General features: G+C 75.1%; 23 protein-coding genes and 2 tRNA genes. 17 read left to right on the top strand and 8 right to left on the bottom strand.

Translation table 11 applies throughout. The features are described from left to right. Positions 1-9: 9 nt before the first annotated feature. Positions 10-894, bottom strand: coding sequence for a DUF6234 family protein (locus tag OOT42_RS12850; protein ID WP_273651595.1), 885 nt, complete (start codon positions 892-894; stop codon positions 10-12). Between the two features lie 113 nt (positions 895-1007). Continuing rightward, positions 1008-1081 (bottom strand) — tRNA-Pro (locus OOT42_RS12855). A gap of 97 nt (positions 1082-1178) precedes the next feature. Between OOT42_RS12855 and OOT42_RS12860 the strand changes: the two genes are divergently transcribed. The 4 genes from OOT42_RS12860 (at position 1179) to OOT42_RS12875 (ending at position 3520) form a co-directional block, all read left to right on the top strand. Further along, a tRNA-Gly gene (locus OOT42_RS12860) sits at positions 1179-1249 on the top strand. A 94-nt stretch (positions 1250-1343) separates the two neighbouring features. After that, positions 1344-2168 carry a toxic anion resistance protein gene (locus OOT42_RS12865; RefSeq protein WP_273651596.1) on the top strand — a complete coding sequence of 275 codons (825 nt, stop codon included), beginning with the start codon at positions 1344-1346 and terminating at the stop codon, positions 2166-2168. Positions 2169-2170: 2 nt separating this feature from the next. Next, a complete protein-coding gene (locus OOT42_RS12870) occupies positions 2171-2959 on the top strand; it encodes a hypothetical protein (protein ID WP_273651597.1) in 789 nt (262 codons plus the stop codon). Between the two features lie 144 nt (positions 2960-3103). Next, the gene (locus OOT42_RS12875; protein ID WP_273651598.1) at positions 3104-3520 is read left to right on the top strand and encodes a CBS domain-containing protein; all 417 of its coding nucleotides are present in this window, start codon (positions 3104-3106) and stop codon (positions 3518-3520) included. Positions 3521-3584: 64 nt separating this feature from the next. Here OOT42_RS12875 and OOT42_RS12880 read toward each other — a convergent pair whose 3' ends face one another. Beyond that, the gene (locus OOT42_RS12880) at positions 3585-4958 is read right to left on the bottom strand and encodes a GntP family permease (RefSeq protein ID WP_273651599.1); all 1374 of its coding nucleotides are present in this window, start codon (positions 4956-4958) and stop codon (positions 3585-3587) included. Between the two features lie 23 nt (positions 4959-4981). Next, on the bottom strand, positions 4982-5497 hold the full coding sequence (locus OOT42_RS12885; RefSeq protein ID WP_273651600.1) for a gluconokinase: 516 nt from the start codon (positions 5495-5497) through the stop codon (positions 4982-4984). Positions 5498-5632: 135 nt separating this feature from the next. On the opposite strand from OOT42_RS12885, the gene OOT42_RS12890 reads away from it, so the two are divergent. From OOT42_RS12890 to OOT42_RS12925, 8 genes are all read left to right on the top strand, one after another. Further along, positions 5633-6067: a YdeI/OmpD-associated family protein gene (locus tag OOT42_RS12890; protein ID WP_273651601.1), complete on the top strand. Its 435-nt coding sequence runs from the start codon at positions 5633-5635 to the stop codon at positions 6065-6067. Positions 6068-6346: 279 nt separating this feature from the next. Beyond that, complete coding sequence (locus tag OOT42_RS12895; protein WP_273651602.1) at positions 6347-6739, top strand: PASTA domain-containing protein; 393 nt, start codon at positions 6347-6349, stop codon at positions 6737-6739. A 130-nt stretch (positions 6740-6869) separates the two neighbouring features. Next, complete coding sequence (locus tag OOT42_RS12900; protein WP_273651603.1) at positions 6870-7511, top strand: SGNH/GDSL hydrolase family protein; 642 nt, start codon at positions 6870-6872, stop codon at positions 7509-7511. A 410-nt stretch (positions 7512-7921) separates the two neighbouring features. Then, positions 7922-8857, top strand: a complete 936-nt coding sequence (cysK, locus tag OOT42_RS12905; protein ID WP_273651604.1) for a cysteine synthase A — start codon at positions 7922-7924, stop codon at positions 8855-8857. 40 nt (positions 8858-8897) lie between these two features. Continuing rightward, a complete protein-coding gene (gene epsC / locus OOT42_RS12910) occupies positions 8898-9482 on the top strand; it encodes a serine O-acetyltransferase EpsC (protein WP_273651605.1) in 585 nt (194 codons plus the stop codon). Positions 9483-9566: 84 nt separating this feature from the next. Then, positions 9567-9914 (top strand): GntR family transcriptional regulator, encoded by a 348-nt coding sequence (locus tag OOT42_RS12915; protein ID WP_273651606.1) that lies wholly within the window; start codon positions 9567-9569, stop codon positions 9912-9914. After that, on the top strand, positions 9911-10897 hold the full coding sequence (locus OOT42_RS12920; RefSeq protein ID WP_273651607.1) for a DUF1648 domain-containing protein: 987 nt from the start codon (positions 9911-9913) through the stop codon (positions 10895-10897). Before OOT42_RS12915 ends, OOT42_RS12920 begins: the two co-directional genes overlap by 4 nt. Positions 10898-10984: 87 nt before the next feature. Beyond that, a complete protein-coding gene (locus OOT42_RS12925) occupies positions 10985-12343 on the top strand; it encodes a GntR family transcriptional regulator (protein WP_273651608.1) in 1359 nt (452 codons plus the stop codon). Positions 12344-12413: 70 nt separating this feature from the next. On the opposite strand, the gene OOT42_RS12930 is transcribed toward OOT42_RS12925, so the two are convergent. Then, positions 12414-13421, bottom strand: a complete 1008-nt coding sequence (locus OOT42_RS12930; RefSeq protein WP_273651609.1) for a hypothetical protein — start codon at positions 13419-13421, stop codon at positions 12414-12416. Between the two features lie 145 nt (positions 13422-13566). Here OOT42_RS12930 and OOT42_RS12935 point away from each other — a divergent pair, with 145 nt between their 5' ends. Genes OOT42_RS12935 through OOT42_RS12945 form a run of 3 tightly spaced genes read left to right on the top strand, consistent with a single transcriptional unit; the run spans position 13567 to position 15303 of the window. After that, positions 13567-13878 carry a hypothetical protein gene (locus OOT42_RS12935; protein WP_273651610.1) on the top strand — a complete coding sequence of 104 codons (312 nt, stop codon included), beginning with the start codon at positions 13567-13569 and terminating at the stop codon, positions 13876-13878. 50 nt (positions 13879-13928) lie between these two features. Further along, entirely contained in the window at positions 13929-14972 is a 1044-nt protein-coding gene (locus tag OOT42_RS12940; RefSeq protein ID WP_273654839.1) for an LLM class F420-dependent oxidoreductase, read from the top strand. Position 14973: 1 nt separating this feature from the next. Further along, the gene (locus OOT42_RS12945) at positions 14974-15303 is read left to right on the top strand and encodes an MGMT family protein (protein WP_273651611.1); all 330 of its coding nucleotides are present in this window, start codon (positions 14974-14976) and stop codon (positions 15301-15303) included. A 54-nt stretch (positions 15304-15357) separates the two neighbouring features. Here the strand turns inward: OOT42_RS12945 and OOT42_RS12950 are convergent, their stop codons facing one another. After that, a complete protein-coding gene (locus OOT42_RS12950) occupies positions 15358-16443 on the bottom strand; it encodes a PP2C family protein-serine/threonine phosphatase (RefSeq protein ID WP_273651612.1) in 1086 nt (361 codons plus the stop codon). Positions 16444-16550: 107 nt separating this feature from the next. Between OOT42_RS12950 and OOT42_RS12955 the strand changes: the two genes are divergently transcribed. Next, positions 16551-17819, top strand: coding sequence for a GNAT family N-acetyltransferase (locus OOT42_RS12955; protein ID WP_273651613.1), 1269 nt, complete (start codon positions 16551-16553; stop codon positions 17817-17819). A gap of 27 nt (positions 17820-17846) precedes the next feature. On the opposite strand, the gene OOT42_RS12960 is transcribed toward OOT42_RS12955, so the two are convergent. Then, entirely contained in the window at positions 17847-18299 is a 453-nt protein-coding gene (locus tag OOT42_RS12960) for a ribose-5-phosphate isomerase (protein ID WP_273651614.1), read from the bottom strand. 59 nt (positions 18300-18358) lie between these two features. On the opposite strand from OOT42_RS12960, the gene OOT42_RS12965 reads away from it, so the two are divergent. Beyond that, positions 18359-20344, top strand: coding sequence for a M13 family metallopeptidase (locus OOT42_RS12965; protein WP_273651615.1), 1986 nt, complete (start codon positions 18359-18361; stop codon positions 20342-20344). Between the two features lie 99 nt (positions 20345-20443). Here OOT42_RS12965 and OOT42_RS12970 read toward each other — a convergent pair whose 3' ends face one another. Continuing rightward, positions 20444-20950 carry a hypothetical protein gene (locus tag OOT42_RS12970; RefSeq protein WP_273651616.1) on the bottom strand — a complete coding sequence of 169 codons (507 nt, stop codon included), beginning with the start codon at positions 20948-20950 and terminating at the stop codon, positions 20444-20446. Positions 20951-21010 lie beyond the last annotated feature (60 nt).

Below are 21010 nucleotides of genomic sequence, written 5' to 3' on the forward strand. Positions count from 1 at the left end.
GCCCGCCGCTCAGCCGCCGCCCTCGCACTCGCCGCTGCCGCTGTAGCAGGGCTCGAACGCCGGTCGGGGCCGCTCGGCAGGAGGACCCGGGTCCGTCCAGCGGCCCTCCGGGACGGCGAAGACCGCCGCCGCCACGACGGCCACGACGAGCACGACGATCGCCACGTTGAGCACGCCTCGGTGGTGCGCGACCGCGGCAGCGACCAGGCCGGCCAGCACGAGCGCGAGGCACGTCCCGGCCGTCACCAGGTAGCGGACGCCGTCCGCCGCCGTCGGCTCGGGCACCTCCCCGAAGAACGTGAGGTAGACCTGCAGGTACTGCAAGAACAGGGCACCGACCAGCACGACGCCCAGCCCCAGACCCAGCACCTCGACGACGCGCGCGACGTACGAGCGGTCCCGTGGCTCCCCGACCCGCCACCGCTCGACGAAGCCGACGACCAGCGCGGCCGCGGCGAGCACGACGACGAGCGTCGGCAGCACGCTCAGCACGGGCGAGGCGACGAGCAGCGGGTGCCACGGCCGGCCTCCGGACGCGCGGACCACCGCCTCGACCAGGTGCGCGAGGACCTGCGGGACCAGCGCCGCGAGCACGTACCGGCCGATCCGCCGGCGAGGCGACTCCCGGCGCGACCACCACGCGACCGGGACGAGCAGCACGAGCGACAGGACCAGGCTGTTCGGACCGACCCGGCCGAGCAGCGCGAGCGGCACCGTCAGCACGCCGGCGCCGGACCCGGTGGACGCCGCCAGCGCGCCGAACGCCACGACCGCCAGCAGGATCGTCGCGACGGTCACCGCGACACCCTCGGCTAGCCACGGCACGTCCCGCCGCGCCACCGTCGTCCCGCCCGCGGGCCGCCCGTCGCCCCCGTCGGTCGTCACGTCCGTCATCGCGCCCCCTCGCGTCGTCGAGGGACCGAGAGTGCCACGCCGCAGGTGCCGCGCGGGCCGGTTCGGCGGATCGACGTCACGGCCGGGGGCCGTGGCTGCCGGGTGGATCAGGGTCGGGATGGCGGGATTCGAACCCACGACCTTCCGCTCCCAAAGCGGACGCGCTACCAACCTGCGCCACATCCCGTGCGCACCCCGGTACGGCCGGGTGGCCGGGAGGGGTGCACGATCCGCTGCTGCGCACCCGGTACCCTGGGTGCCGCGGTCCGGCCTGCCGGACCTGTGCGGACGTAGCTCAATGGTAGAGCCCCAGTCTTCCAAACTGGCTACGCGGGTTCGATTCCCGTCGTCCGCTCCGACACCCGCCCCGGCGGCCCCCACGACGCGCACACGTTCCGGGCGCTGGTTTGAGATGATCGGTCCAGACACCGAGTGCTCGAGGAGGGCACATGTCGGACCCGCGCACCCTCGCCATGGACGAGTCACGAGGCTCGTCGGCGCTCGCGGTGCGGTCGTCGTCACCGGTGACGGGTCGACGACCGGAGGACGTCGGGGGCCTGGCGCTGGTCGACGAGGAGGTGGAGCAGCGGCTCGCGGTGACGGCGCGGTCTCTTCTCGACGACCTGCTCGACGTACCGCTGCACGGCCCAGAGCTCCGGACGAGGCTGACCGGGCTCATCCGGCTGGGCGACGCGCCGATGCACGAGGTCGGCGACTCGGTCGCCCGGGTGCTCCGCCGACCGACGGGGGCACTCTCCGGCGGCGAGGACCCCGTCGCACGCACGGGCGCGGTCCTGGCGGAGGTCCGCCAGCTCGTCGTCGAGCGGGACCTGGCCCGGCACGTCCCGGCGCCGCCGGCAGGTGTCGAGCAGCTCGACGCCCTCACGCGGGACCTCCTGCGAGGCCAGGACGCGCTGCGGCACGACAACGCGGCCCTGCAGACCGAGCGCGACGCCCTCTGGCAGTCGCTGGGCCGGCTCGCGGACACCGCGGTCCTCGTCCGCCTCCTGGGCGACGGCCTCGAGCGGCGGGTCGCCGCGCTGCGCGCCCAGGGCAGGAGCGACGACGCCACGACGCTCGAGTCGGACGCCCTGCTCGCCGTGCGCCGGAACCATCAGGACCTGCTGACCCAGCTCGCGGTCGGGGTCCAGGGCTACCTGGCGCTCGACGTCGTGCGGAGGACCAACGTCGAGCTCGTCGAGAGCGTGGACCGCGCCCTCGACACGGTGGCCGCGCTGCGCGTCGCCGCCATGGTGGATCTCGGGAGGAGCTGACCGTGTCGCGACTCACGCTCGGCAACGTCGTCAAGGTGACGGCCGCCGTCGTCTTCTGGCCGCTGCTCGCCTACCTGGTGCTCGTCGTCGGCGCGGTCCGCAAGGACGTCCGGACGGTGCTCGAGGGCCTGGTCTACGCCGGGGCCTTCTCGGTGGCGGTGTTCGTCCTCGACGGCTTCTGGGGGCTGCCCGCCCTGCTCGCGCTGACGGCCATGGGCGCCTCGGGCGTGCGCGCCTGGCACCTGCGGGACCTGTGGCTGCCGGCTCGACGCCGGTGGTGGAAGCGGGACCCCGTGGTGACGGCCACGGTCGTCGAGGGGGCCCGCGCGCCGTACGCCGTGGCCGTCGAGGGGGCGCAGGACCTGTCCTCGACGGTCGCCCGGGTCCGCACGGTCGCGGACCTGAACAGGCGCCGGCTGCCGGGCGACACCCACCGGACGGTCCAGCGCATCTGCCAGGTGCTGGACGACGTCATCGCGGCCGAGCGGCGCGAGCCGACCGGCGACCCGCGGTTCGAGTACGAGCTGGACGCCATGGCGCGGCGCTACCTGCCTGCCGTCCTCACGCACTACCTGGCGATCGCGCCGAGCAGGGTGCAGGAGCGCCAGCCCGACGGGCGCACACCGGTCGAGGAGCTCACCGAGCAGCTGCGCATCCTCGCGGTCCAGGCCGACGCCCTCGACGCGAGCCGGCACCGTCGACTGACGGCGGAGCTGAGCACCACCGGCAACTTCCTCCGGGAGAAGTACGGGCACCACCAGCCCGAGGTCGTCGAGCACCGCGGCCCCTGACCGCGGGCCGTGACCGTGGGCCCCGGTCGCGCGTCTCGAGATGCGTCGATGGCGGCCGTGACCGACCGTAGGACCGCGGTGCAGACCCTGCCGCGCCCCCGGGCGTGGCACGCATCCGGGTCGTCCACCGACGAGGAGGAACCCATGACTCGCACGGTCTCCGACCACATGACGGCGCACCCGACGGTCGTCGAGGTCACCGACACGCTGCAGGCCGTCGCACAGACGATGGCGACGCAGGACGTCGGCTCGCTCGTCGTCGCCGAGAACGGTGCCGTCGTCGGCATCGTCACCGACCGTGACCTCGTGGTGCGCGGCTTCGCGCAGGGCATCGGCCTCGACGCACCCGTCGGGCAGCTCGCCACGGGCGACCTCGTCACCGTCGGCGCGGACGACGACGTCGACGACGTCGTCCGCATCATGCGGGAGAAGGCGGTCCGCCGCGTCCCCGTCGTCGACGGCGACCGGGCGGTCGGGATCGTCAGCATCGGTGACCTCGCCGTCGACCTCGACCCCGACTCGGCCCTGGCCGACATCTCCGAGGCCCCGCCCAACGACTGACGCGTCCGGGCGACGAACGAGCGAGCGGGTGGGACGGCGAGCACGGCCGTCCCACCCGCTCGCGTCACAGCACGAGACTCAGCAGCAGGACGAACACCAGGCCGGTGACGGACAGGACGGTCTCCATGAGGGACCACGTCTTGAACGTCTGGCCCACGGTCATGCGGAAGTACTCCTTGACCAGCCAGAACCCGGCGTCGTTGACGTGGCTGAGGAAGACGGACCCGGCGCCGATCGCGAGCACGAGCAGCGCGACGTGCGTGGGCGTGAGGTCGGCGGCGAGCGGCGCGACGATGCCCGCGGCGGTGATGGTCGCGACGGTCGCGGACCCGGTCGCGAGGCGGATCAGCACGGCGACGAGCCAGCCCGCGAGCAGCGGCGAGATGGGCGCGTCGGCGAGGGCGTTCGCGATGACGTCGCCGACGCCGGAGTCGACGAGGGTCGACTTGAAGCCGCCGCCCGCGGCGACGATGAGCAGGATCGACGCGATCGGAGCGAAGGACCGGTCGACGAGGGTGCTGACCTGCTGCCGCGTGCGGCCGAGCGCGGTGCCGAGCGCGACGAGCGCGACGAGCGACGTGACGAGCAGCGCGACCAGGGGCGTCCCGAGGAACGCGAGCGCGCGACCGGCGCCGCTCTCCTCCGCCCCGGCGGCCTCGACGACGGTGCGCGCGAGCATGAGCACGACCGGGAGCAGGACGACCGCGAGCGCGGTCGCGAACGCGGGTCGGCGGTGCTCGTCGTCGCGCTCGACCTCGTCGAGGAAGCGCTCGGGGGCCTCGATCGGCACCCACCGGGCCATGGGGCGCGCGAGGAGCGGCCCGCTGATGATGACGGTCGGGACGGCGACGAGCAGGCCGAGCCCGAGGGTCAGGCCGAGGTCCGCGCCGACGGCGTCGATCGCGATGAGCGGCCCCGGGTGCGGCGGGACGAGGCCGTGCAGCGCGGACAGGCCCGCGAGCGCGGGGATGCCGACGAGGATCAGCGGCACGTGCGAGCGGCGGGCGACGAGCATGACGACGGGGATGAGCAGCACGACCCCGACCTCGAAGAACAGCGGGATGCCGATGACGAACGCGATGAGCGCCATCGCCCACGGCAACCGGCCGACGGTCGTGCGGGCGAGGATCGTGTCGACGATCTCGTCGGCGCCTCCGCTGTCGACGAGCAGCTTGCCGATGATCGCGCCGAGCGCGATGAGCAGGCCGACCCCGGCGACGGTCTCCCCCACGCCTTTCACGAAGCTCGCGAACGCGTCGGGGTAGGCGATGCCCGCGACGACGGCGAGGACGCCGGAGCCGATGGTCAGCGCGAGGAACGGGTGCAGCTTGGCCCAGACGATGAGCACGACGATCACGGCGATGCCGATGACGGCGGCGACGACGAGCCGGACGTCGCTGATGCCCTCGGGAGCCGCGGTGACGAGCGCGTGGACCACGGTGCGCCCCCTTTCGGCGTGGGTCAGGCGGGAGCGGACGGGTGCAGCGCGCGCAGCGCGCGGTCGACGACCTCGGCGGGCGGGACGTCGACGACGACGGTCACACCGTCCTCGGCCGCGGTGAGCGGCTCGAGCGTCGCGAGCTGCGACGGGAGCAGCGACGTCGGCATGAAGTGGCCGGCGCGGTGCGTCATGCGCTCGGCGATGAGGTCGCCGGGGCCGGAGAGGTGCAGGAAGCGGACGCGTCCGTCGGCCTCCCGCAGGACGTCGCGGTAGGCGACCTTGAGGGCGGAGCAGGTGACGACGGTGTCCTGCCCGGCGCGCGACCGGGCGGTGAGCCAGTCGCGGATCGCGGCGAGCCAGGGGGCGCGGTCCTCGTCGGTCAACGGTGTGCCGGCGGCCATCTTCGCGACGTTCTCGGCCGGGTGGAACTCGTCGGCCTCGGCGTAGGGCCGTGCGAGCCGTTCCGCGAGCAGCCGGCCGACGGTCGTCTTGCCCGACCCGGCGACGCCCATGACGACGACGTGCTCGACCGGCATCGCTGCCCCCTCGCGACGGTCCGGCGCCGCCGCGCGCTCGACGGTGCGTGTCGAGCCTGGCACGCCGTCGTCCCGTGCGCAGTCCGAGGCGGTGAGCCGCGTGCCTCGCGCGACGGGGTGTGCCACGGTGGCGCGGTGACCACGTTCCGCACCGTGCTGGTCCGGTCCGGCGCCCGCAACGTCGGCATCGACGTCCCCGAGGAGGTCGTGCTCGGCCTGGGCGCGGGCCGGCGCCCTCCTGTGGTGGTGACGCTCAACGGCTACACCTACCGCTCGACGGTGGCGCCGATGGGCGGCCGCTTCCTGGTGCCGGTCTCGGCGGCGGTGCGCGCGGAGGCCGGCGTCGCGGGCGACGAGGAGCACGACGTGACGCTGGTGCTCGACGACCAGCCGCGCACGGTCGAGGTCCCCGACGACCTCGCGGCGGCCCTGGAGGGTGCTGGCGTGCGGGCGGCGTTCGACGCGTTGGCGCCGTCGCACCGCAAGGAGCACGTGCGCAGCGTGGTCGAGGCCAAGCAGCAGCCGACGCGCGAGCGACGGGTCGCGAAGCTCGTCGACGCGCTCCGCTGACGGGTCCCCACCGGGTCCGCACCGACGGTCGGGGGGCCCGCGACCGCGCGACGTCGCAGGTCGCGGCCGTGGGTGTGGCGGAACGCACACCTCGTCGCCGGGGGCATTCGTCCCACGTCGCCCGTTATGCACGAGACGCGTGTCAGTGGTCGGGCCTACGGTCGTGGAGGACTCGCGAGCCGCTCGGGCGGCCCGCACGTGGGGGGATGCCACGACGAGGGGTCTCGTCGTCATGCCCGCACACCGGTGACACCTGCGAACACACCAGGGGATGGACCCATGAAGCTGCCCGCCACCCGCACGCGACTCGTCGTCGGCGCCGCGTCCGCCGCGCTCGCCGCGACCGCGTTCCTCGCCGGCTGCTCGGACTCCGGCTCGGACGACGACGCGACGCCGACCGGCACGAGCGCGGAGGTCACCTCCGGCGCCGACGAGGAGGCGTCCGGCACGGTCGAGGTCATCGACCAGACGCACCTGCTGCTCACGACCGCGCAGGACACGCTCGAGGCGCGCGGCCTCACCGTCGAGACGGTCGACGCGACGGGCCAGGGCCGCACGGTCGACGACCCGACGCTCTGGGTCGTCGTCGCGCAGGACCCGCTGTCCGGCGAGGTCGAGGCCGGCTCCGTCGTGACGCTCGACGTGCGTCGCACGGACGACCCGGCGTCCTGACACCACCGCTCCTGGGCGGCCCCCGCGACACGCGGTGGGCCGCCCTCGGTGTTCCCGGGCACGCGCCCCGAGGTCGCCCACCCTCCTGACCGCGAGCCGGGGGCGAGCCGCGGTGTGGTGGGATGCGCGGGTGACGACGACGTTCCTGCGCCCGGGCGACCGGGTCCTGCTCACCGGCGACTCCGTGACGGACTGGGGGCGCGACCGCTCCGACCCCGCGAGCCTGGGGCACGGGTACGCCGGGATCGTCGCCGCCCTGGCGGGGGCCCGCCGCCCCGACCTCGGCCTGGGGTTCCTCAACCGCGGGGTCGGCGGCGACACGTCCGCGATGCTGCGGGCCCGGTGGGAGGTCGACGCGCTCGCGCTCGAGCCGCAGGTGGTGTCCGTCCTGGTCGGCATCAACGACACGTGGCGGCGCTACGACTCGGGCGTCCCGACGTCGACCGCGGAGTACGAGGACAACCTCTCAGCGATGCTGTCGTCCGCCGCCGACCGTCTCGGGGCGCGCTTCGTGCTCGTCGAGCCGTTCCTCGTCCCCGTCACGCCCGACCAGCACGCGTGGCGCGCGGACCTCGACCCGAGGATCGCGGTCGTCCGGCGGCTGGCCGCCGAGCACCGCGCGGTGCTCGTCCCGGCCGACGGGCTGTTCGCCGCCGCCGCGGTGCGCACGGCACCGGCGGCCTGGGCCTCCGACGGCGTGCACCCGACGCCCGCAGGCTTCGGGCTGCTCGCGGAGGCGTGGCTCGACGCCGTCGGGCTGGGTACGCGCTGACCAGGGGTGCGGCGTCGTCCGAGGGGTGGAGGGCCTTTGCGCGGGACCGGGCTTGGGGATAACGTCGGCGCGACTGCGGTCGCCCGTCGGCGGCCCCGCGCGCTCGACCCGAGCCGTCGCGGTGAGCGGTCCGCGACCGGAGGAGAGCGATGAGCGCGCAGAGCCGCACCGCCGCCTCCGTCGCCCCCGCGCAGGCCGCGCGCTGCTGTCGCTGTCGGTAGAGCACTGGCGACCCTCGCGCGCGAGGATCACCTGACCGGGGCGTGCGCCCCGCCCCGCCAGTGCTCGCCCCGCCGCACCACCCACCGGCCGCGCGACCTGCCCCGTCGCCCGGTCCGGTGGACCGCACGCTGTCCCCCACCCCTGCACGCCGCCCGACCCGGACGAGGCGGCTCGACCGAAGAGGAACCATGGCCCGCATCTACGACGACGCGACCGCGCTGATCGGCAACACCCCGCTGGTCCGCATCAACAAGATCACCGACGGCGCCCCCGCCACCGTGGTCGGCAAGCTCGAGTTCTACAACCCGGCCAACTCCGTCAAGGACCGCATCGGCGTCGCGATCATCGACGCGGCCGAGGCGTCGGGCGACCTCAAGCCGGGCGGCACGATCGTCGAGGCGACCTCCGGCAACACGGGCATCGCGCTCGCGTTCGTCGGTGCGGCGCGCGGCTACAAGGTCGTGCTGACGATGCCGGAGACGATGTCGAAGGAGCGGCGTGCGCTGCTGCGCGCGTTCGGCGCCGAGCTCATCCTCACGCCCGGCTCGGAGGGCATGAAGGGCGCGGTCAACAAGGCCGACGAGATCGTGAAGGAGCGCGAGGGCGCCATCCTCGCCCGCCAGTTCGCGAACGAGGCCAACCCCGCGATCCACCGCCGCACGACGGCCGAGGAGATCTGGGCCGACACGGACGGCGAGATCGACATCCTCGTCGCCGGCATCGGCACGGGCGGCACGATCACGGGCGTCGGGCAGGTGCTCAAGGAGCGCAAGCCGGGCGTCAAGATCGTCGGCGTCGAGCCGGCCGAGTCGCCGATCCTCAACGGCGGCGCCCCCGGCCCGCACAAGATCCAGGGCATCGGCGCGAACTTCGTGCCGGAGATCCTCGACACGTCCGTCTACGACGAGATCATCGACGTCGACGCCGAGACGGCCGTCGCGACCGCTCGCCGTGCCGCCGCCGAGGAGGGCCTGCTGGTCGGCATCTCGTCGGGTGCCGCGCTGCACGCCGCGAAGCTGCTCGCGGAGCGCCCGGAGAACGCCGGCAAGCTGATCGTCGCGATCATCCCGTCGTTCGGCGAGCGCTACCTGTCGACGATCCTCTACGCCGACCTGCTCGACTGAGCCTCCGCTCCCCCGTCCCCCGCACCAGACCGGAAGGCTCATGACCGCACCCCTGCGCCTGCTGGACCTCCTGAGGGAGGACCTCGACGCCGCCCGCCACCGCGACCCCGCGGCGCGCTCGGCCCTCGAGGTCGCCCTCGGCTACCCCGGCGTGCACGCGGTGTGGGTCTACCGGGTGGCGCACCGGATGTGGCGGGAGCCCGGTCTCCGGCTGCCCGCGCGACTGCTGTCGCAGCTCGCGCGGGCAGCCACCGGGATCGAGATCCACCCCGGGGCCCGGCTCGGGCGACGGCTGTTCATCGACCACGGCATGGGCGTGGTCGTCGGCGAGACCGCCGAGGTCGGCGACGACGTGGTGCTGTTCCACGGGTCGACGCTCGGGGGCAAGTCCATGCGGCGCGGCAAGCGCCACCCCACGCTCGGCGACGGCGTCGTCGTCGGCGCGGGCGCGAAGATCCTCGGACCGGTGTGGGTCGGCAACGGCGCGCAGGTCGGCGCGAACGCGGTCGTGATCCACGACGTGCCTGCCGACGCGATCGCCGTCGGCGTCCCAGCGCAGATCCGGCTCCGCCCGAAGGCGGCACCGTTCGACGTCGAGGTCGACGACCCCGCGATCTACATCTGACACCGATCGGCACCTGACGCCGATCTGCGCCTGACACACGGCCGGCAGTTGTTCTAGTTGTCTGCAAACAACTAGAGTTGTCATATGCTCCTGCGCGTCGACCCCTCCTCGCCCGAGCCGCTGTTCCAGCAGCTCGCGGACCAGGTGCGCCGCGCCGCGGCCCGCGGCGAGCTGACCGCCGGCACCCGCCTCCCCGCGGCCCGCGAGCTCTCCACGTCGCTCGACATCAACCTGCACACGGTGCTGCGCGCCTACCAGGAGCTGCGCGACGAGGGCGTCATCGAGCTGCGCCGCGGCCGTGGCGCCGTCGTCGCGCGCACCGACGACCTCGCCGCGCTGCACGAGGCCGTCGACCAGGTCGTGCAGACCGCGCGCCGCCTGCGCGTCCCGCCCGCCACCACGCTCGCCCTGCTGAAGGAGGCCCTCCGGTGACCACCACCCGCCGCCCGACCATCCCTCACCGCCGCGCGACGACGCTGCTCACGCTCGTGGCACCGCTCGCGCTCGCGGGCCTCGCCGTGGCCGTCGCGCTGACCTGGGCCGACGACCTCCCGGACCCGGTCGCCACCCACTGGGGGCCGGGCGGCACGCCCGACGACTTCTCGTCGCTCACCGGTGCGCTCACGCTCCTCGTCCTGACGTCGGCGTTCCTCTCCCTGTCCTGCTGGCTGCTGGCCCTGCGGCTCGGGGCCGAGGCGACGACGCGACGCATCGCCGCCGGGACGTCGGTCGGCGTCACGGCGCTCCTCGCGGTGGTCGTCGTCGGCTCGCTCGCCCAGCAGCGCGGTCTCGCCGACGCGCGCGACGCGGGTCCCGTGACGGGCGTGCTCGTCGGCGCCTTCGCGGCCGGGATCGCCCTCGGCGTGCTCGCGGCGCTGCTCGTGCCCGGCGACCCCGACGTCACCGCGACCGACGCACCCCCGGCAGACGCCGCCCGGCTGCCCCTCGCTCCTGGCGAGCGCGCGGCGTGGACCGCCACCGTCTGGTCGCCGGCGGCGGTGGGCGTCGCGCTGCCCGTCGTCGCGCTGCAGGTCGTGCTGTCGATCCTGCTGGACACGTGGGTCCTGATCGCCGTCGCCGCGGTCATCGCCGCGCTGCTCGCGACGATGCTCGTCCTGCGGGTCACGGTCAGTGCCGCGGGGCTCGTCGCACGCTCCCCGCTGGGCTGGCCGCGGGTGCACGTCCCCCTCGACCAGGTCGTGGCGGCCCACGCCGAGGCCGTCAGCCCACTGCGGGACTTCGGCGGCTGGGGCTACCGCGTGGCGCTCGACGGTCGCGCGGGGTTCGTGCTGCGTGCGGGCGACGCGATCGTCGTCGAGCGCACGGGCGGACGCACCACCGTCGTCACGGTCGACGACGCCGCGACGGCCGCGGCCCTGCTCAACACGCTCGCGGAACGCGCCCGCGTGTCCTGACCCCGCGCGGGCCCCGCCGTCACCCGGACGGCACGCGGGCGGGGCCGGGTGTGCACGTCAGGGCTCCGAACCACGGTTGAATGACGTGTGCCCATCCCCACCGGCCCCGCGCGGGCCCCGCGCGGCCCGCTGCGGGACGTCGTCTACGCCACCCTGCTCGACGAGATCGTGACGGGCGTCCTGCCGCCCGGCTCGGACCTCTCCGACGAGCAGGTCGCGCAGCGGCTCGGGGTGTCGCGGACCCCGGTCCGCGAGGCGCTCGACCGGCTCGCCGCGATCGACCTCGTCCGCGTGGCGCCGCGCCGGTGGACGCAGGTGGCCCCGCTCGACGTCCGCGACGCGCACGACGCGCTCGACGTGTCGACGACGCTGCTCGGGCACGTCCTGCGCGGCGTGTCCGCGCGGCTCACGCCGGAGGACCGCGAGGTGCTGCAGGCCTACCTCGACGACGGGCTGCGCGACGCCGGCACGTACGCGGCGGCGCTGCGCCAGCGGGAGCCCGAGCGCACCGTGCTGCCCGTCGTGCTCGAGCGGCACGGGAACGTCGCCGTCGCGCGCGCGCACGGCATCCTCATGCCGACCGTCCGGCGGTACCTCATCCAGCGCCACGACACGCTCGACCTCGACGCGGCCCTCCCCCCGTTGCGGCAGTCGCTGCGCGGGGCGATCGACGGCGACGGGCGGGCGGCGCGCGACGGGATCGTCGGCTGGGCGCGCGCGCTCGTCCCCGAGGCGTACGCGCCTCGCCCGGTGACGGTCGACGCCGAGACGGAGCGGCCGCAGCCGACGCTCGCGGGCGAACCGGCGACGGGTGACCGCACGACGACGCTCGCCGCCCGGACGGCCGCCGACCTGCGCGCGGCGATCCTCGACGGCACGCTCGAACCGGGCGAGGTCCTGCGGGAACAGCCGCTCATGGAGTGGCTGGGCGTCTCGCGGACGCCGCTGCGCGTCGCGCTCACGCAGCTCGAGTTCAGCGGGCTCGTCGAGCTCACCCACCACCGGCTCACGCGCGTCTCGGGTCTCGACGAGCGGCTCGCGGCCGACCGCGCGGAGCTCATGTGGCTGCTGCACCGCCGGGCGGTGGACCTCGCCGTCCCGCGCCTCTCGCCCGTGCGGCTCAGCCGGCTCGACGCCGCGGTGCGCGTGATGGACAGTGCGGTCGACGCCGGCGACCTGCGCACCGCGGCGGCGTACGCGGTGCACTGGACCGGCCTGCTCGACGACGCGTCGGGCAACCGGGTCCTCGTCCGGCTGACCGACCTCGTGCGCCCGACGGTGCAGCGGCACATCGCGATGGCGTGGGACGCCGCCCGCTGGCGGACGATGGTCGCCGTCCTGGCCGCCGCGACCCGCGCGCTCGCCGACGGCGACGGCCCGCGTGCGCGCGCGGCGCTCGACGAGATGCACCTCGTCCCGCCGTACCCGGACGGGCCGGCCGACTGACGGCTCGCGCACGGCCCGCGGCGCGGTGCCGGGTGGGTCCGGCTGCGGCGTGCCGTGCGCCGCGCGGGCGTCAGGCCCCGTAGGTCCGGCCGGCGCAGGCGAGGGCCGACTCCCAGAGGTCCCCGGCGTGCGCGGCGTACCGGCGGAGCTGGTCGACGACCGCGGCCTGCTCGGACCTGTCGAGGGCGGCCCACGGGAGGAAGAGCGCCTCGGTCCGGGCGTCGGCCTCACCCTGCTCCCACGCCGCGACCGCGTCGCGCACTCCTGCCGCCGTCCCTCCGGCCCGCCGCCGCATGAGGGCGCGCGCGGCCGTGACGCGGTGCTTGCTGAGGTCGGCGCTCACCTTCGGTGCGCCGGTGACGTCGGCGAGCGCGTCCCAGGTCCGTCGCCGGATCGCGAAGCGCTCGGCCTTGCCGTGCGCACGGGTGCACGCGTCGAGCAGCGCGAGCACCGCGGCGTCGTCGGTGAGCTCCTCGCGCGCGGGTTCACCGGCGACGGCGTGCGTCTCCAGGTCGGCCGGGACGACCTCCGTGCGCCGGTGGAACGCGCGCGACGGCCGCCGCCCGGACGACCAGCCGGCGAGGATCCGGCCCGCGAGCTCGCACCGGTCCCGGTCCGTGGCGCTGCGCCCCAGCTCCTGCTCGCGCTCGGCGGTCGCGGCGTGCAGGAGACGCAGCGCGCGGGCGTCGGCGGACGACAGGTCGCGGTCGCGGCCGACGAGGTGGCGCGCGACGCCGTCGACGTAGCCGGCGTGGACGGTCTGGCCGCGGCGTCGGGCTCGCAGGCACGCCTCGACCACGTCGCCGACGAGGTCGTCGTCGTCGCCGCGCACCCAGGCGGGCGTCGCGCGGCGCGCACGGGCGCGGTGCACGGAGCGCCGGGCCGTGTCGAGGAGCTCGGCGGGTCCGAGGTCGGCCGGTCCGAGGTCGGCGGGTCCGAGGTCGGCAGGGCCGAGGTCGGTCGTCTCCTGCTCGGGCACGGGTCGTGGGCTGGGGATCAGGGGCGCGGACGCCGGTCGTGGCGGTGGCACGAGCGGGCCCGGCGCCGCGGTGGCGTCGGGATGCATGATCCGGCTCATGGGTCGAAGATATTTCAGTGTCAGTGCTGAGTCGCAGGACGATCGTCCTCGCGACACGCTGACCGGCGCCGACGCCCGGAGTTCTCACCCTCGGTGTCCCGCCTGGGGCCGAGAGTTCTCGACCTCGGTGTCCCACCTGCAGGGCATGGTCACCACCACCTGCCGCGCGGACGCGGCGCACCCGACCGACGCCGACGTCGTCCACGCCGCCGACGCCCTGCTCACCTACCGCTCGGGCACGAGCCCCGCCGACGGACCGGCCGACGCCGCCCTCGTGCTCGGCCTGCTCGACCTCGCCGCGACCCTGGCCGCGATGGCCGCGCGCACGCGACCGGACGGCGCGACCGCCGACGACGTGGTGCGCGCCGTCGCACACGCGCACGTGCTCATGGCCGAGGCCCGGACCTCGTCGGCCGCGCCGTGCCGGGGTGCGCCGCCGGAAGCGACTCACCGGTAACCTGACCGCCGCGCGTCACCGCGGACGCGCAGGTCGAGCGGAGGGTGACGATGCGCCTCGGGTACTACGTCGGGTACTGGTCGGCCGGTCCGCCGCCGGGCGCGCAGGAGGCCGTGCTGGCCGCCGAGCAGCTCGGCTTCGACTCGGTGTGGACGGCCGAGGCCTACGGCTCGGACGCGCTCACCCCGCTCGCGTGGTGGGGCGCGCGCACGTCGACGATCCGCCTCGGCACCGCGATCGCGCAGCTCTCGGCCCGGACGCCCACCGCGACCGCGATGGCCGCGCTCACGCTCGACCACCTGTCGGGCGGCCGGTTCGTGCTCGGGCTCGGCGCGAGCGGCCCCCAGGTCGTCGAGGGCTGGTACGGGCAGCCGTACCCGCGACCCCTCGCCCGTACGCGCGAGTACGTCGACGTCGTCCGTCAGGTCCTCGCGCGCGAGGCGCCCGTGACCTACGACGGCGACTTCTACCGCCTCCCGCTGCCCGCCGACGAGGGCACCGGCCTCGGCAAGCCGCTGCGCCCCACCGTGCACCCCCTGCGCGCCGACCTGCCGATCCACCTCGCGGCCGAGGGCCCGCGCAACACCTCGCTCACCGCCGAGATCGCCGACGGGTGGCTGCCGATGTTCTACTCCCCGCGCATGGACGGCGAGCACCGCGCGCTGCTCGCCGAGGGGTTCGCCCGCCGGTCCGGTGCGCTGCGCCCCCCGGAGGAGTTCGAGGTCACCGCCGCGGTCCCCGTCGTCCTGGCCGACGACGTGGAGCAGGCGGCCGACACGATCCGGCCGCACGTCGCGCTCTACGCGGGCGGGATGGGCGCCAAGGGTGCGAACTTTCACCGCAACGTCCTCGACCGGCTCGGCTACGGCGAGGCGTGCGACGAGATCCAGGCCCACTACCTCGCGGGCGACAAGGCCCGCGCGGTGGCTGCGGTGCCGACCGAGCTCGTCCGCGAGATCGCGCTCGTCGGCACGGCCGACGACATCCGTGCCCAGCTCCCGGCGTGGCAGGGCACCGCGATCACCACCATGCTCGTCCAGACCGACCCGCGGGCGCTGCCGGCGGTCGCCGCGCTCCTCACGGACGCCGTCTGACGTGGACGACGACTACGTCGAGGCCGTGCTCGACCTCGTCGCGACCATCCCGTCCGGCCGGGTCATGACGTACGGGACGGTCGCCGACGTGGTCAACGAGCAGGCCGTGCGCGCGGGAGGCAGTCCGCGCGGCGGGCCGCGCCAGGTCGGCCAGGTGATGAGCCGTGCCGGGTCGGGCGTCCCGTGGTGGCGCGTCGTGAACGCGCAGGGCGCGCCGCCCGCCCGGCACCGCGTCCGCGCGATGGAGCAGCTCGTCGCGGAGGGGACGCCGCGCACCGCCGACGGGTCGCGCGTCGCGCTGCGGCGCGCGATCTGGTTCCCCGACGACTGACACGTGGCCACGGCCCCGCCGCGCGGGCGCGCGGCCGGCCCCCGTCGAGCGGCGTCAGTCGCGCCGGACCAGCAGGAGCGCGCGGTCGTCGGAGTCGTCCGCCCGCACCGCCGCGACCACCGCCGCGGCACCGCCCGCACGGGGCGCCAGCACCCGGTCGGCGGCGCCCATCAGGCGGTCGAGCCCACGGTCGAGCGACGTGCCGGGCGCGTCGACGAGCCCGTCCGTGTACAGCAGCAGGACGTCACCCGGCTCGAGCCGGCCGAACCGCGGCCGGTACGGCAGGTCGTCGACGACCCCGAGGGCGGGGCTGCCGACGGTGTCGACGACGTCCAGGCGCCCGGCCCCGGCGTGCAGGTGCAGCGGTGGCGGGTGCCCCGCCGACGCGACGGTGTAGTCCCCCGACGTCAGGTCGACGGCGAGGTGTACCGCGGTCGCGAAGCCCTCCTCCCAGTCCTGGTCGAGGACGTACGCGTTGGCCGCCTGCAGGAACGACTCGCTGGGCAGCGCCCCGAGCAGCCCGCCGAACGCGCCCGACAGCTGCAGCGAACGCACGCCCGCGTCGAGCCCCTTGCCGGAGACGTCGACGAGCACGACCTCCAGCACCGCGCCGCGCCGCAGCCGGGCGACCATGAAGTCGCCCGAGAACGCGTCGGCGTGCGCGGACCGGATGTCGGAGTCGACGGACCAGCCGGACGGCAGCGCGGGGACACGACCGTGCGCCGACAGGCGGTCGCGCAGGTCGACGAGCATGTGCCCGCCGGGCGCGCCGCGCAGCCCGAGCCGGTCGCGCTCGTTCGCGAACACCAGCGCCACGACCGTGCCCACCCCGACGATGACGACGACGCCGGGCACCATCGCGGGCACGTCGGACAGCATGAGGACCAGCGCCTCGACGAGGATCACGACGCACAGCGCCGCGAGGGGGCGGAGGCGCAGGAGGAGCACGCCCGCGAGCAGGAGCAGCAGGAACGTCGACGGCGGCACCCACCGCGACTGCAGCACGATCCCCGCCACGACGGCACCGGACAGCAGGACCAGCAGCCCCGCGAGGCCGGGCTGCGAGCGCAGGACGCGCCGCCGCACGGCGAGCACGATCCGCGTGAGGGGTCCCGGGCCGACCGGCGTGCCCGTCGTCATCGCCCGAGCGTATCCGCAGGTCGGGGACGCCGACAGGGGCGCACAGGCGCGCTCGCGGCCGAGAATCCGCTCGCGCGCGCGGTGCGTCGCCCGCGACGATGGCGGCCATGAGCAGCCTGCCCGAGGGGTACCGCGTCGTCGAGGTGCCCGAGAGCCGCCGGTCCGAGTTCCTCGACACCGACCGCCTGGCCTTCGCGTTCGACTCCACCCCCGAGACGGACGCGATCGTGCCGCTCACGGTGCCCTGGGACCGCACGATGGGGGTCGAGACCCCCGACGGGTCGCTCGCCGCCGTGCACGGGTCGTTCCCGTTCACCCTTCCCGTCCCCGGTGGGAGCGTCCCCTGCTCGGGGCTGACGTGGGTCGGCGTGCGGCCCGACCAGCGTCGTCGCGGCCTGCTGACGGCGATGATCGACACGCACGTCGCGCGCTCGCTCGACCGTGGCGAGCCCGTCTCCGCGCTGTTCGCCGCGGAGCACGCGATCTACGGGCGGTTCGGCTACGGGTCGGCCGCCGACGACCTGCGGGTCACGCTCTCGCGCGGCGCCGCGCTGCGCGACGTGCCCGGCTCGACGGACCTGACGGTCCGGTTCGCGACGCTCGACGCGTTCGCCCACCGCGACGTGCTGGACGCGGTGCACCGCGCCGCCGGCGCCGGTCGTCCGGGGTGGATCACGCGCGACACCGAGGTCCTGCGTCGCCGGCAGCTCGTCGACCCGCCTGCGTGGCGCGACGGCGGCGAGCCCCTGCGCGTCGCGACCGTGCACGACGCCGCGGGCGACGTCCGCGCGTACGCGGTGCTGCGGCGCAAGGCCGTGTGGACCGAGGGCGGGCCGAGGTTCGAGGTGCGCGTCCGCGAGGCCGTCGCCGTCGACGCGGCCGCGACGCACCGCCTGTGGTCGTTCGTGCTCGACCTCGACCTCACCTCGTCGATCGAGGGGCCCATGCTCCCCGTCGACGACGCGCTGCTGCACCAGCTCGTCGACCCGCGCGGCATCGTGCCGAAGATGGTCGACAACCTGTGGGTCCGCCTGCTCGACGTGCCGACGGCGCTCGCGGCGCGCCGGTACGCGGCCCCCGTCGACGTGGTGCTCGACGTGCGCGACGCGCTCCTGCCCGCGAACGCCGGCCGGTGGCGTCTCACCACCGCGACGACGCCCACGGACGGAGCGTGGGAGGCCCGCGTCGAGCGGACCGACGACGACGCCGACGTCGCGCTCGACGTGCGCGAGCTCGGCGCGCTCTACCTCGGCGGGCGCTCGCTCGCCGCGCAGGTCCGGGCCGGCCTCGTCACGCCGGTCCGCGCGGAGGCGGTGCAGGGGGCCGCCTCGGCGTTCGGCTGGCCGGTGGCCCCGGTCTGCAGCTGGGTGTTCTGACCGCGAGGACGGGCGCGCCCGAGGGCGTCAGCCGCGGGCGCGCTCGTACTCGGCGAGCTGGTCGATGCGGCGCTGGTGGCGCGGGTCCTGGCTGAAGGGCTCGGCGACGAACGCGTCGACGAGCTCGATCGCCTCGTCGACCGAGTGCTGGCGGGCACCGATCGCGACGACGTTCGCGTCGTTGTGCTGGCGGCCGAGGCGCGCGGTGTCGAGGTTCCACGCGAGCGCGGCGCGCACCCCGGCGACCTTGTTGGCGGCGATCTGCTCGCCGTTGCCCGACCCGCCGATGACGACGCCGAGACTGCCGGGCTCGGCGACGACGGCCTCGCCCGCGGCGAAGCAGAACGGCGGGTAGTCGTCGAGCGCGTCGTACGTGTGCGCGCCGTGGTCGACGACGTCGTGGCCCTCGGAGCGGAGGTGCTCGACGAGCGCGACCTTGAGCTCGAAACCGGCATGGTCGGAGGCGACATGGATCCGCATAGGGGTCATCCTGCCGCACCGCTCGACGACCGGCGCCCGTGCGTCCGTAGGCTGTGCCCATGACGCGCAGCGGCATCGACCTCACCGCCCTCGACCCCGCCACCCGACCCCAGGACGACCTCTTCGCGCACGTCAACGGGAAGTGGGTCGCGGCCCACGAGATCCCCGCCGACCGTGCGATGGACGGCGCGTTCCGCGCCCTGCACGACCAGGCCGAGGAGCAGGTCCGCGACATCATCGCGGACGCCGCCGCGACCGCCGAGGCCGGTGGCGGCGACGGCGTCGAGGCGAAGATCGGCGCGGTCTACGCGTCGTTCATGGACACCGCCACGATCGAGGCGCGCGGGCTCGCGCCGCTGCGCGAGGACCTCGACCTCGTCGACCGCGCGACCACGCGCGACGAGCTCACCGCCGCGCTCGGCGCGCTGCAACGCACGGGCGCGGCGTCGGCGGTCGGGTTCTGGGTCGACAACGACGCCAAGGACCCCGAGCGCTACGTCGTCTACCTCGCGCAGTCCGGTCTCGGCCTGCCCGACGAGTCGTACTACCGCGACGCCCAGTACGCGCAGGTGCTCGCGGCGTACCGCCCGCACGTCGCGCGCATGCTCCGGCTCGCGGGCGTCGCCGCCGACGAGGCCGCGGCGGACGCCATGGCCGCGACCGTCGTGGACCTGGAGACCGCGCTCGCGTCGCACCACTGGGACGTCGTCAAGGACCGCGACGCCGACCTCACCTACAACCCGATGACGCTCACCGCGCTCGCCGAGCGCGCGCCCGGCTTCGACTGGGTCGCGTGGGCACGCGCGCTGGGTGCCCCGGAGGGCTCGCTCGACGACCTCGTCGTGCGCGAGCCGTCGTTCGCCGAGGGCTTCGCGGCGCTGTGGGCGAGCGAGCCGCTCGACGCGTGGAAGGCCTGGCTGGCGTACCACGTGGTCAGCGACCGCGCGCCGTTCCTGCCCGACGAGATCGTCGAGGCGAACTTCGACTTCTACGGCCGCACGCTCACGGGTGCGCAGGAGCTGCGCGACCGCTGGAAGCGCGGCGTCGGGCTCGTGCAGGGCGTGCTGGGCGAGGCCGTCGGCAAGGTGTACGTCGAGCGGCACTTCCCGCCGAGCCACAAGGAGCGCATGGACGAGCTCGTCGCGCACCTCGTCGAGGCGTACCGCCGGTCGATCGCGCGGCTCGACTGGATGGGCGAGGAGACGCGCGCGAAGGCGCTCGCCAAGCTCGAGGCGTTCACGCCGAAGATCGGCTACCCCGTGCGCTGGCGCGACTACTCGGCGCTCGAGGTCTCCCCCGACGACCTGCTCGGCAACGTCCGGCGGGCGAACGCGTTCGAGCAGGACCGCGAGCTGAACAAGATCGGCAAGCCGCTCGACCGCGACGAGTGGTTCATGACGCCGCAGACGGTCAACGCCTACTACAACCCGGGGATGAACGAGATCGTCTTCCCCGCGGCGATCCTGCAGCCGCCGTTCTTCGACGCCGACGCGGACGACGCGGTCAACTACGGCGGGATCGGCGCGGTCATCGGGCACGAGATCGGGCACGGGTTCGACGACCAGGGCTCGAAGTACGACGGCGCCGGCCGGCTCGAGGACTGGTGGACCGCGGAGGACCGCGCGGAGTTCGAGAAGCGCACGAAGGCGCTCGTCGACCAGTACGGCGAGTTCTCCCCCGCACAGCTGAACGGGTCGCACAAGGTCAACGGTGCGCTGACGATCGGCGAGAACATCGGCGACCTGGGCGGCCTGTCGATCGCGTTGGCCGCGTACGAGATCGCCCTCGGGAAGCCGCTCGCGGAGGCGCCGGTCGTCGACGGGCTCACGGGTGCGCAGCGCGTCTTCCTCGGGTGGGCGCAGGTGTGGCAGTCGAAGGGCCGGGACGAGGAGGTCGTCCGCCGCCTCGCGACCGACCCGCACTCCCCGAACGAGTTCCGGTGCAACGGCGTCGTGCGCAACGTCGACGCGTACTACGAGGCGTTCGACGTGCAGCCCGGCGACGCGCTGTACCTGGACCCGGCGGAGCGCGTCCGGATCTGGTGAACGGTCGACGGGCGGGCCGGTGCGCGGGCAGGCGCCGGCCCGTCCGTCACGTCCGGAGGTGGTCCGGGCGCGCCCGGTGGGGCGTCGACGCCGGAGCCGTCAGGGCAGCTCGGTCCACGATGCCCGGGCCAGGCGGAAGCCGACGCCGTCCGCGTCCGTGCAGGTCACGCCGTCGGTGCCGCTCTTGCACGTGTAGTCGTCGACCCGCGTCTGCGACCCGTACTCGAGCGTCCGGACGTCCGACCCGGCCGCCGTGGGCGCCGGGCCCTCCTCGCACGCGAACGCGACACCGTCGGGACCGAGCGTCAGCACGTGGCCCGTCCGGCCAGTGCAGCCCGCGACCTCCGGTGCCGCGTAGGTGTAGCGAGCGATCGTGCAGGTCACGCCGTCGCTCGACACCGCGCACGCGATGTTGCCGCTCGGCAGCCGGAACTCGTCCGCCGGTTCGCTGGTCGCGGTGGCCGTCGGGGTCGGCGACGACGTCGCCCCCGCACCGGGCTCGCCGTCCGGGCGTGTCGCGAGGGTGACGACGAGGAGCACGAGGAACGCGACGACGAGGACGGCGTCGACGATCATCAGGGTCCGGATCGTCCGCGGCGACGTCATGGTCCTCCTGGTTCCGAGGGCGCGGGCGTCGAACAGGATCACACGGGACGAACCCGACGA

Origin of the sequence: Cellulomonas fimi, from assembly GCF_028583725.1 — a bacterium.
Taxonomy (GTDB): domain Bacteria; phylum Actinomycetota; class Actinomycetes; order Actinomycetales; family Cellulomonadaceae; genus Cellulomonas; species Cellulomonas fimi_B.